The following is a 12,392-nucleotide window of genomic DNA, read 5'->3' on the forward strand; positions in this document are numbered from 1 at the left end:
AAGATGGCAGTTGACTATGCCGATAAGCTCGGATATTCCAAAAAACAGTTCGTTCGGCTTTGCTTGCAGGACTTGCTTGATCGCCAGGGCCTTACCTTAACTGTTGAAGTGGAAAATGCGGCATAGTCTGCTTATAGTTGTGGAAGCATGGACATTGCCTGAAGGAAAAAAATATCCTATGATTTCGCCCAATGTCGATCGTTAAGCCAGCAAGGAAAACCTGTGCCTGCATAGGTAATGAATAACCATGAAAAGGAAGATCAGATGCTTCGATTATTTACACAACCTAAATCAGCTCATTCCGACATTTCCGCGATCACCACCGCTTATTATACGGCCTGGACCGATATGGTAGACCAATTTCTCCAGACCATCGCTGAGACGGGATCAAAAGAATCAGATAAATCGCAAAGGTCGCAAAAATTAACTCTTTTATATGCCTGGGCTAGTAACGAGGGTAAACAGGCTTACCAAAAGGGACAAGGCAAATTTTTTATGCAACACATTGAAACCTATACCAGTGCCACCACTCCGTTGAAGGAGAATTTATTGACCCTCACGAAAGAACAGGTTATCGAAGGTTTTAATGCTTGGTTTAAAGCCTTGGTAGAAAAATTTCCAGAGTTCTCCTCGGACAAAATTACAGAGGAATTCAACAAATTCATTGAACAATGCAAGGCTGACGACTTTGATGAGCACATTGCTTTGCGCACCGTATTCACTTATCGATATGTTAAAACTGGAAACAGAGAAAGTGTTCTGAAAGGGTATGAAAAATCAATTGAACGCTGTGGACAAGCCATTAACGCAATGAAGGAATCTGAACCTAAACTGGAACCTAAGCCCGAACCTGAACAGGAAAACACCACCAAGTCTAGCTTTTCCTAAATTAGTTTAGCGAATGCAGGGTGGTTCTGCAAAATTGATTGGCTCTCCCCCAAATGTAGGGGCACTTTAATCGGATTATAGTAATCTAACTCATTGATTCCCCAATCAAAAAAAGATTAAAGTGCCAAGACAAGATATTAAATTCACCTGGTGCGTAGTAAAGGTATTCGTGAACGTTGGGATTGGGGGAGTGTTTAAGAAACGATTGAGTGTCAAGTTGGGCTAGCAGGATTATTCAATTGGATTGATGAGTGCATAACTTAAGAAGGTGAAGAGTTTACGTGACCAATTCCCTACACTCGATTTCTTTGCCTTCCCAAGATATTTTTAACTTATTGATTTACAGCGAGAAATGGCGCGCCCGGAAGGATTCGAACCTCCGACCCCCTGGTTCGTAGCTGTATGGATCACTATTAAATTCATTTGAAATCAATGCCTTGCGATGTAACGGTTTTACGAATTCCTGCCTAAAACGGCGTAAACAAGCGTGGATCTATGTGAGTTTGTGACAAATTCACTACACTGGTTTCGGTTGCGATGGTTTGAGTCGATAACCGATTTCTTGAATTAATGTGTATGGTGTGTATAATTTATTTATGAAAAGCGCAGACATAATAAAAATAATTGAGCGTGATGGTTGGATTAAATGTCATCAAAAGGGCAGTCATTGTCAATTTAAACATCCAACCAAGAAGGGCAGGGTCACGATACCCCATCCCAAAAAAGATTTACCTGTTAAAACACTAGCCAGCATTTTGAAGCAGGCTGGTATTAATAAGGAGGATATAAAATGAGATATCCGGTTGTTATTCATAAAGACGAAGGCAGTGATTTTGGTGTGATGGTTCCAGATATTCCGGGGTGTTATTCCGCTGGCAGTAGTTATGATGAAGCACTGAATAACGTCATTGAGGCGATTGAATGCCATCTTGAAGGATTGTTAGTTGATAATGAGTCTATCCCTGTCGGCTCACCGTTAGATCACTGGATTAATGAAGAAGAATTTTCTGGCGGCGTTTGGGCATTTGTTGATGTGGATTTAAGTCAAATATCCGGTAAGGCAAAACGTATTAATATTACCATGCCGGAACGGGTTTTAAACTTGATTGATTTGTATACAAAAAGCCATGCAATAAAAAATCGCTCCTCTTTTTTGGCGGATGCGGCGTTGAATTTTATTGAGAGTCATAAATAGCAATATATTTAGGTGCAGCCCTATATTCACTCAGGGCTGCTTCCGATTTCGATTTAATTCGTTGTTGTAATTGGCATAACCTCTTTATCAAAGAAATAAAAATAGATGACAGGTGTTGTCGTATTGGATGGATTTTCTACTATGTAATGTTGCATTACATTAGCTCCATGGCCAGAAGGCGATAGAGGGGTGTTAATGCAAAGATATTCATTATTATTAAATTCGATTTTCCACCAGTAGGACAAAGGTAATATATCTCCGTCAGGCGAAATTGAGGGATTAACAGAATGATTTACTGCTGTATCTAAATCGTATCTATTTCCTTTAACGATTAAGCTGGTTTTATCATTGCATGTGATCTGCCCATAGTTAAAATTGTTTATAGTCGACTCCCTGTGATCCATACATCCAGGTTGATCCTCATGGGCGGCTGGCATGGGTAAAGAAGTCATTACGACCGTGCCTTTAGCCGGTTTGCTATTTTTACAAGAATCAATGACTTCAACTGGTGGCGTAGCATAAGCTGACTGTAATAAGAATGATCCAATTAGTATAAATATGAATTTCAGTGGCATGGTTTTGTCCTCGTGGCAGTCATGAATTCTTGAGTGTATTTCCAGAATACAGTATGACCATATCCCGCAGTAGATTCTAGAGTATAATCATAATTTCCCAAGTCTCCTTCCAGATTCATTGGTGGTGTATCACCAATATTTAGAACGTCGTGAGAAGGATTTGTGAATTTGTACCCCCAGGGATAATGTAGATGCTTTGTCCCTGCAGTTTTTAGATCATTTCCATCCCAAAAGCATCCCCCATTAGAATAATCGACTCCATTGGGATCGAGTGCATTTAGGGCAATTTCGTTTAAAACAGGGAAATCCATCTCAAGATTAGAGCACAAAACCTCCCTTACCCGTAAATTGGGTGGGTTTGTAGATGAGATTTGTTTTTTCCTACTGGCTATGAAGTTATTAACGGTACTATAACCATAGGCTTTACTTTTTCTAACAAGGGCATTTGCGATTGCTGCTTTTTCTTCATAGGTACTATTTACTGATGCTTCTCCATAAACAATAGCTGCAATTAATTTCACCTCAGAAACTGTGGCTGGAGTTTCTGCGCAGTTTGATGTTGGTTTTATGCAGGTTAGCCGTATTCGTTCGGGCAAATACACCTACCCCTAAGCTAAAAATTGCATAAACTGAGCTTCTCAAAAAGAGGAGCTAAGAATGAAATCAAAAGAAGAATATTGGGATCGCCTATTTAAAGGGTATGAGCGAAGTGGGTTATCGCAAGAAGAGTTCTGCAGTGAGCAAGAGATTCCTATTGCAAAATTTAAGTATCAATGGCGTAAAAAGATAGAGTCCGCAAGTCAAAAGACTGATGCACCAAATAAGTCGGATAAACCGAGTCATTTTGAGCCGATAATGATTAGTGCCAAGGACTCTATTCGTCAGGAAGCTGTAACGAGTCAGTCGATTATTATCCGCTTTCCTAATCAGATTTGCTGTGAAGTAAAAGCAGATATCAAGAGCCGAGACTTTTCCTCCTTACTGAGTCAATTGAGGCTGCTATGCTGATTCCAGAAGAAGTACAGGTTTATTTATATTGCGGCATTACGGACATGAGGAAATCGATTAATACCTTGGCTATTTTAGTCAAAGAAGTATTTGGTATGGAGCTTGAATCAGGACGTCTATTTTTATTCCGTAGTCGCTGTGGCTCCAAACTCAAAGCCCTGTACTATGAGGAGTGTAGTTTTACTTTATGGTACCGAAGGTTAGAAAAAGGGAAATTCATTTTTCCGCGTAATACTCAAGGCCATATTGAGTTAACAAAAGACCATTTAAATTGGCTAATCGCTTCTAATAAATACACGTTTCATCAAGGAGAATAGCCTGTAATTTATCGCGATTTTCACTGAAAAAAGCTCAGACAATCAGGGTGGTTATGGTATAATGTGGTCATGCAAAATACCCATGACCACTCCATTTTTTCTTCTGAATTCCAAGCGATTCTCGCCCCACTTCAAGATGAAAATCAAGTCTTAAAGCAAGAAGCTCAGGAATGGAAAGAGAAATACCATCATCTTCTGGAGCAATTGCGCCTGGCCAAACAACAACGCTTTGGTCGCTCCTCAGAAGCCCATATAGGGCAAGGCGAATTGCACTTTGATGAAGCGGATTCAGTTGAGACAACAGAGCTACCTCAAGAAGAAAGTACAGTTACTGTAACCTACACCCAAAAAAAGCCAGTCCGACGCCCATTGCCAGAACATCTACCTCGTGAAGTGATAGAGCATGATATCCCAGCGAAAGACAAGCTTTCTGTCATTGCCCATGTTCGCCCCAAATATGCCTGCAACCGTTGCGATGAGGCCGTCTCTATCGCTCCCATGCCTTCATTATTTCTTCCTAAAAGTATGGCCACTCCAAGTCTTGTGGCCCATGCCATTGTCAGTAAATATGAAGACCATTTGCCTTTATATCGCCAAGAGCAGATGTGGGCTCGATTAGGTATCGAATTACCCCGAAATACCGTGTGTGGCTGGATAATGGCGGCGGCTGAAGTCTGCATGCCAATGAGAGATGCGCTTATGCAAGAACTAATTGCTTCGAATTACCTACAGGCCGATGAAACCACAGTGCAAGTGATGGATGAGCCGAATCGAAAGAATACCAGCACCAGTTATATGTGGGTCTATACAAACCATCAACCCGATAAAAAAGTGGTGCTTTTTGATTATCAACAAACTCGACAGGCTCAGTGGCCCAAAAAAATACTTAAGGATTTTAAGGGCTATCTGCAAACGGATGGATATAAGGGGTATGATTGGGTGGATGACCACCCGGATATTATTCATTTAGGCTGCTTCGCTCACGCCAGGAGGCCTTTTGCAAAGCTTGTAAAAATTGCCAAAACCACAGGAAAGTCGCATCAGGCTGTAGCTTATATTAAAAAGCTCTACCTGATTGAACAACAGGCTCGTAATAACCACTATTCCCATCAGCAACGATATGAGCTTCGCCTGCAACAGGCAAAACCCATCCTTGATGAGCTTAAAAGCTGGTTGGACAAAACGATAAAGACAACCGCACCTCAATCGGAATTAGGCAAGGCTCTGGATTATATGCATGTTCGATGGGATGAGCTCACCGCTTATCTTTTAGATGGCTGCCTTGAAATCGATAATAATCTCGTAGAAAATCTCATCAGGCCTTTTGCTTTGGGCAGGAAAAACTGGATGATGTCGGGTAGTCCACGCGGCGCACATGCCAGTGCATTATTCTATAGCCTCATTGCAACCGCCAAAGCCAATGAACTCAATCTCTTCAATTATTTAAAAACCCTTTTTGAAAACATCCGCTCTTGCAAGACAGCCGAAGATTATAAGGCTCTCTTGCCTTTTAACCTAAACCGAATTAATTAATTTTTCCCTTCAATGCAACCCGTATTTAGCCGAACGAATACGGTTAGCCCATCACCAGATAACATCCAAGTAGTATTAGGGCAAGCTTTAAACGCATTACACGACCACCAAGGAATGTTGTAATAGGCTAAAGAGCCATCGGCACAAAACCATGTGTCTGCGCCCATTAGGACATTATCTGTTGCTGAATAGCAAGCTGGATCGGCGTTTTTATGGGGTACAATTTTCCATGTGTAACCCCACGCAGTGAGATGCTGACAGGCAGATTTGTAGTCTTTTCCTACTACAACTTCAGGTCCGGTAGTGATTATATAGGCTAACTCTGATTGATAATTAAATATCTCAATGGAGGGTATAGTTTCTGAAATGTAAGCAAAACCATAATTAGATACTATCAAGTTGATAAAAAAAAAAGTAAAAAAGGCGATGGATAAGCATATATATTCCTTTAATAATTATTACTGCAAGGCAAGAGAATGTAATGATTAATTCCAGTGGTGGTTTTTCCAATTGGAATCTTCAAAATTTTAATCACATTCATAAGTTTTTAGAGGGGTTAATCTTATATCTCTGATAAAATAAATAATTCCCGTTTGTTTCAAATAATTTTTTAGTATCTGGATCAATAGAGAGGAGTTTTTGTAGATATTCAAGCCCCCCCAAAATCACCGCCTTACTAAACCCATCCATCCCCGACTTAATCACCAATCCCCCAAGCTCAATTTTCCGCCGAGTATCGGCCCGGCGCTTCTTCAATTTTTCAAGGGCGAGGGATTTTTCACAACGAGCAATCAGCTGCTGTTGTTTCTGAATTTTGGTTTTAGTGCTCATGCTTAAGCTCCCTGGCGATTTTGGCGAAAACCAAATCCAGTTGCTTTAAGTCAAAATGGTGGAGGCCGTGCTTGTAGGCAAGGGTGCCGATTTCGAGTTTGTTTTTATGCTGTAATTGCTCAAGCTTTTTTTTGGCTTGTTCAATTTTATCCATGAGAGCATCTTCCATTTGCGATCGTGTCATCTTTGACATGGTTGCTCCGCAAAAGTGATGTTGTCGCTGAAAAGCATACTGGCTCCGATCGGTGAAATCAACACCCGTTAAAACAAAACAAGCGAAGCGTCTCAATCCATCCCGAAAGCGAAAAGAGTAGGTAGGAACATCACATTACTGCGATATTCCCCCATAAAAACCGTACGTGCGACTTTCATCGCATACGGCTTCAATCAAGGAAACAGATTGTGTCTGTTTCTTTTCTAAGCCAATCTCAAGGATCAGCCGGTAACACTATAGGTATCTTTCGCAAGAACGTTTCTTAAAGTAATCATTATATTGGGGATGGTAGGGATTCGCAGCTCCAATTATTTTATTATGACGAATAATTTTAGTATCAGCTGCATGGCAAAGAGTTAACAGCTTTGCTTTTCTCCCTGTCCTACAAGCGAAAGTCATATTGCGACGATTTTCTATTGCTAGATAATACCGTTGCTTAACCCATCTTAAGTTTTTATTAGGATGTCGCCTGCATGCCCAGCGCCATAATGATCGCCAGATAAAATGGTCCACTTTTGTAAATGTTTCTTTAGCCACTATATGATGATGATAATTTGCCCAACCTTGGATTATAGGATTAAGTACGCCTATTACTTCCTCTTGTTTGGCAGTTCGGAGTTTTGTTATCATCGTTTTTACCTTCAGCTTAATTGCCTTAACATTTTTTGCTGAGGGTTTAATCAATAGTTTTTCGTTGGGTTTCCCCAACCTATATTTCCGTATATTTTGACCGAGAAAATCGAACCCTTGTGAAATATGTGTCACCTTAGTCTTTTGCTCAGAAAGCGTTAGACCACGGTATGCTAGAAAATCCTTTACTAGCGGTTTGACTTCGTCTTCAAGCAGTGACTTTGACTTTCCTGTGATGACAAAATCATCGGCATATCTCACGAAGTGCACTTGGTATTTACTGGTACGACTGGTGTGTCCGTCGTGTTTCAGTGATCCAAATTTCGTTGCCAGCAACGCTTCTAGACCATCCAATACCAAATTGGCCAACGTTGGAGAGATTATACCTCCTTGTGGCGTGCCTTCTTGGGTAGGAAACAAATGACCTTTATCAATATATCCAGCTTTTAGCCAGTGTCGAAGCATCTTCTTATCTAACATTACGTTATTAAGAATCCACTCGTGGCTAATCGTATCAAAACACCCTTTGATATCGCCTTCCAGTACCCATTGCGCTGCGCCTTTACGAGCAAGCATCACAAAGAGATGACTGATGGCATCATGAGTAGATCGTCGAGGGCGAAATCCATAAGAATTCCAATCAGCAGTGGTCTCTGAGACAGGTTCTAATGCAAGTAAGTATAATGCTTGCATCGCTCTGTCTAGCATAACTGGGATGCCAAGTGGTCTTTTAGTGTTATTAGATTTTGGGATATATACTCGCTTTAAAGGACATGGTTTGTATCCACGTCGCTTTAGTTGAGTGATGGCTTTTGATTTTGCTTCGGATGTTGACCATATTTTTCCATCAACACCAGCCGTTCTTTTGCCTTTATTTTCTGTAACTCGCTTTACGGCAATTGCTTTGGCCGAGAAGGAGTGAGTGAGCAGCCATTGTAATGAGTTCACCTTACGCCAGCGTTTCTCTCGTGTTGCCTTTGCGATACGTCGTTGCAGTTTCTTAACTTCTTCATGACAGGCTAACCAGTTTATGGTTTGCCAATCAATAGAAGTAGGAGCCGCATCCGCATCGGTAATTTGTGATGTAGTCATTTGCTTGTCTCCTTAAAAAAAAATTCTGCTAGTCTCTCGCAATGTTGACCAAGACCAAGTGGGCTGGCTTTCACCATAGAACAATCGTTCCTATCTTTTCCATTACAGAAAAGCGTTTGCTTTTTGGCCTATCTTCTGCCCGCTTCCGCATCAGTTTTCCTTGCGGTTAACCTGCCTTAAAAAAAATTTTTTAAGGCGCAAAATCGGGTTTACCTCGTTTCGCCTACATGACAAAATGGGGTTAGGTTCCGCCTATTCACCGCGCATGTTATTTGTCCGTGCAATTCAACCTCAGACTTGAATTGTCCCATGCATGCCATTTTGGCTTGAGCTTATCAGCTTCTTTAGCTCATCATTGCTTTCGATGTTTATCAGCAGTTCACTTACATTAACCATACCCATTAGCCTAGCCTTATTCCGGATGAAGCTTCCAGATTCGTGTCTTACTTGTCAGCAAATCCACGACGTTTAAATTAATAAACTTCAGTGCATTGTCATTCGAGCTCCGCACGCTATCGTTACCAATGACGCACGTCGAATTAGGCTACTATGAACGGAATCATAGGTACTCTAATAGTCCCGTAACGAAACCAATAAATGCATTCCGTAATTTGACTACCCGTACAATCACATAGACGACTTCTCGAGTCGCACCTAAGGGCGCAATATACAAACGTTGTTTGTGTTGCTAAGATAGCCGCATGGCTATCGCTTTCGCTCGCGTATCAATACACACTCGCTCGAAAGGACACAGCGCAGTAGCTGCCAGTGCTTACCGCACGGCGACCAAGCTATTAGACGAAAGAACAGGAACTGACTATGATTTTTCTAATCGTAGGGAAGTCGTTTTTTCTGAAATCATGCTGCCCGAAGGGGCTTCCGACAAATACCAGAATCGTGAATTGTTGTGGAATGACGTCGAGCGCGCCGAGACGCGAATCAATTCCCAATTATGCAAAGATGTCGTTCTTGCCCTCCCTAAAGAAGTAAGCACCATTGAACACATTGAATTGGCTCGCCGCTTTGCGCAAACCCATTTTGTTGATAAGGGATTGCCCTGTGATATCGCCATTCACGATGACAAGGATGGCAATCCGCACGTCCATATCTTAACGACCTTACGCCGATTGGAAGGTGAGCATTTCGCGAAATACAAGGCACGCGATTTAAATCCCGCCTTTGCCAAGGGCATGATTGTTGAAGGGGATTATTGGAATGAGCAATGGCGCTCGTTTCAAACCGATTATTTTCAGGAACAGCAAATCGACCTCTCCGTGGATTTAAATCATCTCATCAGTGAAAAGCACGAAGGGCGAAACCGGGATGAGGCGAATCATTATCTGCGCGAAGAAAACCAACTCATTCGTGAGGCGCGAAAAGAATTAGCCCTGCATGATTTGGATAATGTACTCAATCAACTGTCGCTCACTCATAGCGTGTTCACTCGCCGTGATATTGAAACGCTGCTGTTTAAAAGCATTCAACCTGATGCCGACAGCGCAGTTTATTTAAATCAGGTCGCTCAATTGCTTAATCACAAAGACGTCATTAGTTTAGGGGTGAATGACAGCGGCATCGAGTCCTACACCACCCGCCATCAATACATCGCCGAAGGCAGACTATTAAGCCATGTTGAAAAAATGAAGGCACGGCAGGGGCATGTTTACACAACACCGCCTGACATTTTCCTGCGAAACTATCAACTCAATGACGAACAACGGGATGCGTTTTCTTACATCACTCAGGGTAATGACATCAGCGTGCTGATTGGTCGCCCGGGTGTGGGTAAAAGCTATCTGCTAAAACCCATAAAAGAATATTTTGAAGCCAATGATTGCCGGGTCCTGGGCGTATCCCTCTCCGGTAAAGTCGCTAAAGCCCTGCAATCAGAAACCGGTATTGAGTCATCCACCATCACCTCATTAGCTTATCGACTGAGTACAAACCGAATGAAATTAAGGCGCAATGATGTACTGATTATTGATGAAGCCGGCATGGTCGATTTTTCAAGCCTTGCCTATTTAATCGAAGCCGCCAGCAAGGCCAAAGCCAAGGTCATTTTAGTCGGCGACCCCGACCAGTTAAAGCCCATTCACAAGGGGGAAATTTTCAGAGGCATTGCCGCACATACCGGTTATATTGAATTAGAACAAATCAGGCGTCAGCGCGATGAAGGCGACCGCATGGCCAGCATGGATTTAGCCAAAGGTGAAATCGCAAACGCATTAAATCACTATGCCCAAAAGGGAGCGATTCGTTTTGCTGATTATGTCTCGGAGTCGCAGGACGCCATGGTTAAATCTTGGGCTGCTGCAATTCATAACGTGGATGACTGCCAGAATAACACGATGCTCGCGTTCTCCAGAGCCGCTGTCTATTCGCTGAACGAACAGGCGCGCGAACATTTAAAAAATAAAGAGGTGATTGGCAGAGAAGAATTTCATTATTTTAATGCCGATGAAAATCAGGTTATCCCTCTGGCACAAGGTGAGCGCATTTTACTGCGCCAAAACGATAAAACCCTTGGCGTTCGCAATGGCGATTTAGCCACGATTCTTGCCATTGATGATAAAAGTCTTACTGCGCGATTGGACAGTGGCGAACAGGTAGTCATCCCCAAGAGCTACAACCACATTCAATACGGCTACGCGCTGACCGTATACAAAGCGCAGGGCATGACCGTGGATAATGTCAAAGTGCTTATTGACAGCCAGTACTGGAATCCACGGCTACGCGCTGACCGTACACAAAGCGCAGGGCATGACCGTGGATAATGTCAAAGTGCTTATTGACAGCCAGTACTGGAATCGCAATCTAAGCTTTGTCGCCTTAACCCGACATCGCGATTCGGTGGCCGTCTATGCCAACATACACCAGCATAAAGACATGGACACCCTATGCAAAGGCTTGTCACGAACAGTCACCAAAGACAACGTCATCGACTGGCCGCTGGATTTCGCCATGCGAGCCGGCTTTAATCCTGATAAGCTCATTGGCAAAGCGCTTAACCATATCGCCGAGGTTGGCCATAAAATCAAGGAAAAATACAACTACATCGCCAATTACGAGGAATACCTAAAGCAGCAACACGACAAAGAAAAAGCGCTGTCAAAGCAGGAAAGGCGCCTGATTTCTAAACAGGCCGCCGATTACATGGATGAGCAGGCGGAGTATTTTAAAATCCGTGCGCAAATCACCAAGGAAGCCAAACAACAAAACATCGACATCGGCCAGCACCCACGGTTTCAAAGCCTCTACCAGCAATCACTAGCCAGAGATGAAAAAGCCCATCAGCTTTGGAAAAACCATCATCAGCAATTGGCGGATAACCCCCATTTAAAAGAAGCCGCAGCCTCTATTGAGAAGGCCAGTCTGCGTTACGAGCGCTATCAGACCATCCTTGCGATTGCTCAGAAAAAGACTCTGAAAGAGCGTGCCATGCCACAGTTGGCCAGCATAAGCTGGAAAGCGGATGCTATTCATCTTTCGCAGGTGGCGAAGGAGTATGGGCTAAATCCACAGCAGCTGTATAAAGCCATTCAGGCCAGGCAGGCTGAGAGGGAGAAAGTGGTTTTTGATGAGCTTAAGCGAGACTATCCGGTTTTGAAGGAGTATGAGAGGCTCACTCAAACTCTTAAACAAATTAAGGGTTATAAGGCAGAACAGACGGATGCTCTACTTCAGAAAAATGTTCATAGTATTATGTCTAATGAGAGCCTTCGCAAGCAGCTTCAAGAAAAAATTCCCTTGTTTGTAAAAAATTTAGTAGGACGGTGCAATGATAATATTTATATTGAAAAGTTAAATTCCATTAGCACGACGTTAACTTAGGTAGATTCCTTTTATTCCATAATAAGGATAGGCTTATATTTCCAATTATAAGTAATGGCAATATAAATTAATGTTGTACTGGTTGACTAGCATCCTAGTTAGTCACTTCGTATTTGTTAGGCTTAAAGCGGCTGCAATCAATTGTTTGTAATTTATTGCTTTCAGCTGAATAAAGTTAAGTGCTAACAATAATGAAGAAATACCAATTCGGTAATCCCCCCGAAAAATAACTGATGCCAAAAGTAGAATTTTCTCATAATCTATGCGGGAGGAGATTC

Annotated in this window: 13 protein-coding genes; 8 read left to right on the forward strand and 5 right to left on the reverse strand. The window is 42.3% G+C overall.

The genetic code is table 11. The annotated features are described in order from the left end of the window. The first annotated feature begins 237 nt into the window (after window positions 1–237). The 3 genes from Lery_RS08555 (at window position 238) to Lery_RS08565 (ending at window position 2,083) form a co-directional block, all read left to right on the forward strand. Window positions 238–888 carry a hypothetical protein gene (locus Lery_RS08555; protein ID WP_058526819.1) on the forward strand — a complete coding sequence of 217 codons (651 nt, stop codon included), beginning with the start codon at window positions 238–240 and terminating at the stop codon, window positions 886–888. A gap of 596 nt (window positions 889–1,484) precedes the next feature. Continuing rightward, window positions 1,485–1,682: a type II toxin-antitoxin system HicA family toxin gene (locus Lery_RS08560; RefSeq protein ID WP_058526865.1), complete on the forward strand. Its 198-nt coding sequence runs from the start codon at window positions 1,485–1,487 to the stop codon at window positions 1,680–1,682. After that, window positions 1,679–2,083 carry a type II toxin-antitoxin system HicB family antitoxin gene (locus Lery_RS08565; protein WP_058526820.1) on the forward strand — a complete coding sequence of 135 codons (405 nt, stop codon included), beginning with the start codon at window positions 1,679–1,681 and terminating at the stop codon, window positions 2,081–2,083. The genes Lery_RS08560 and Lery_RS08565 overlap by 4 nt, the downstream gene beginning before the upstream one ends. A gap of 53 nt (window positions 2,084–2,136) precedes the next feature. Here the strand turns inward: Lery_RS08565 and Lery_RS08570 are convergent, their stop codons facing one another. Both Lery_RS08570 and Lery_RS15685 read right to left on the reverse strand, forming a co-directional pair. Beyond that, window positions 2,137–2,658: a hypothetical protein gene (locus tag Lery_RS08570; RefSeq protein ID WP_058526821.1), complete on the reverse strand. Its 522-nt coding sequence runs from the start codon at window positions 2,656–2,658 to the stop codon at window positions 2,137–2,139. Further along, on the reverse strand, window positions 2,649–3,179 hold the full coding sequence (locus Lery_RS15685; RefSeq protein WP_237759184.1) for a hypothetical protein: 531 nt from the start codon (window positions 3,177–3,179) through the stop codon (window positions 2,649–2,651). The genes Lery_RS08570 and Lery_RS15685 overlap by 10 nt, the downstream gene beginning before the upstream one ends. 136 nt (window positions 3,180–3,315) lie before the next feature. On the opposite strand from Lery_RS15685, the gene tnpA reads away from it, so the two are divergent. The 3 genes from tnpA (at window position 3,316) to tnpC (ending at window position 5,516) form a co-directional block, all read left to right on the forward strand. After that, window positions 3,316–3,666: an IS66 family insertion sequence element accessory protein TnpA gene (tnpA, locus tag Lery_RS08580; RefSeq protein ID WP_058526822.1), complete on the forward strand. Its 351-nt coding sequence runs from the start codon at window positions 3,316–3,318 to the stop codon at window positions 3,664–3,666. Next, window positions 3,660–3,983, forward strand: coding sequence for an IS66 family insertion sequence element accessory protein TnpB (tnpB, locus tag Lery_RS08585; RefSeq protein WP_058526823.1), 324 nt, complete (start codon window positions 3,660–3,662; stop codon window positions 3,981–3,983). The genes tnpA and tnpB overlap by 7 nt, the downstream gene beginning before the upstream one ends. 69 nt (window positions 3,984–4,052) lie before the next feature. Beyond that, window positions 4,053–5,516, forward strand: a complete 1,464-nt coding sequence (gene tnpC, locus Lery_RS08590) for an IS66 family transposase (protein WP_058526824.1) — start codon at window positions 4,053–4,055, stop codon at window positions 5,514–5,516. 537 nt (window positions 5,517–6,053) lie between these two features. On the opposite strand, the gene Lery_RS08595 is transcribed toward tnpC, so the two are convergent. The 3 genes from Lery_RS08595 to ltrA all read right to left on the reverse strand — a co-directional run bounded on the left by Lery_RS08595 (window position 6,054) and on the right by ltrA (window position 8,283). Next, window positions 6,054–6,347, reverse strand: coding sequence for a conjugal transfer protein TraD (locus Lery_RS08595; protein ID WP_058526825.1), 294 nt, complete (start codon window positions 6,345–6,347; stop codon window positions 6,054–6,056). Beyond that, a complete protein-coding gene (locus tag Lery_RS08600) occupies window positions 6,337–6,540 on the reverse strand; it encodes a hypothetical protein (RefSeq protein ID WP_058526826.1) in 204 nt (67 codons plus the stop codon). The genes Lery_RS08595 and Lery_RS08600 overlap by 11 nt, the downstream gene beginning before the upstream one ends. A 255-nt stretch (window positions 6,541–6,795) precedes the next feature. Beyond that, window positions 6,796–8,283 (reverse strand): group II intron reverse transcriptase/maturase, encoded by a 1,488-nt coding sequence (ltrA, locus tag Lery_RS08605; protein WP_058526827.1) that lies wholly within the window; start codon window positions 8,281–8,283, stop codon window positions 6,796–6,798. A 701-nt stretch (window positions 8,284–8,984) separates the two neighbouring features. On the opposite strand from ltrA, the gene traA reads away from it, so the two are divergent. Both traA and Lery_RS15690 read left to right on the forward strand, forming a co-directional pair. Then, window positions 8,985–11,057 (forward strand): Ti-type conjugative transfer relaxase TraA, encoded by a 2,073-nt coding sequence (gene traA / locus Lery_RS15025; protein WP_237759185.1) that lies wholly within the window; start codon window positions 8,985–8,987, stop codon window positions 11,055–11,057. Then, the gene (locus Lery_RS15690; protein WP_237759186.1) at window positions 10,972–12,114 is read left to right on the forward strand and encodes an ATP-binding domain-containing protein; all 1,143 of its coding nucleotides are present in this window, start codon (window positions 10,972–10,974) and stop codon (window positions 12,112–12,114) included. The genes traA and Lery_RS15690 overlap by 86 nt, the downstream gene beginning before the upstream one ends. Window positions 12,115–12,392 lie beyond the last annotated feature (278 nt).

Origin of the sequence: Legionella erythra, assembly GCF_001467615.1 — a bacterium.
GTDB lineage: Bacteria > Pseudomonadota > Gammaproteobacteria > Legionellales > Legionellaceae > Legionella_C > Legionella_C erythra.

What these genes read in the sequence shown, in the direction of transcription:
- Lery_RS08555 (WP_058526819.1), top strand. Translation starts at nt 238, where the DNA reads ATGAATAACCATGAAAAGGAAGATCAGATGCTTCGATTATTTACACAA.
- Lery_RS08560 (WP_058526865.1), top strand. Translation starts at nt 1,485, where the DNA reads ATGAAAAGCGCAGACATAATAAAAATAATTGAGCGTGATGGTTGGATT.
- Lery_RS08565 (WP_058526820.1), top strand. Translation starts at nt 1,679, where the DNA reads ATGAGATATCCGGTTGTTATTCATAAAGACGAAGGCAGTGATTTTGGT.
- Lery_RS08570 (WP_058526821.1), bottom strand. Translation starts at nt 2,658, where the DNA reads ATGCCACTGAAATTCATATTTATACTAATTGGATCATTCTTATTACAG.
- tnpA (WP_058526822.1), top strand. Translation starts at nt 3,316, where the DNA reads ATGAAATCAAAAGAAGAATATTGGGATCGCCTATTTAAAGGGTATGAG.
- tnpB (WP_058526823.1), top strand. Translation starts at nt 3,660, where the DNA reads ATGCTGATTCCAGAAGAAGTACAGGTTTATTTATATTGCGGCATTACG.
- tnpC (WP_058526824.1), top strand. Translation starts at nt 4,053, where the DNA reads ATGCAAAATACCCATGACCACTCCATTTTTTCTTCTGAATTCCAAGCG.
- Lery_RS08595 (WP_058526825.1), bottom strand. Translation starts at nt 6,347, where the DNA reads ATGAGCACTAAAACCAAAATTCAGAAACAACAGCAGCTGATTGCTCGT.
- Lery_RS08600 (WP_058526826.1), bottom strand. Translation starts at nt 6,540, where the DNA reads ATGTCAAAGATGACACGATCGCAAATGGAAGATGCTCTCATGGATAAA.
- ltrA (WP_058526827.1), bottom strand. Translation starts at nt 8,283, where the DNA reads ATGACTACATCACAAATTACCGATGCGGATGCGGCTCCTACTTCTATT.
- traA (WP_237759185.1), top strand. Translation starts at nt 8,985, where the DNA reads ATGGCTATCGCTTTCGCTCGCGTATCAATACACACTCGCTCGAAAGGA.
- Lery_RS15690 (WP_237759186.1), top strand. Translation starts at nt 10,972, where the DNA reads ATGTCAAAGTGCTTATTGACAGCCAGTACTGGAATCCACGGCTACGCG.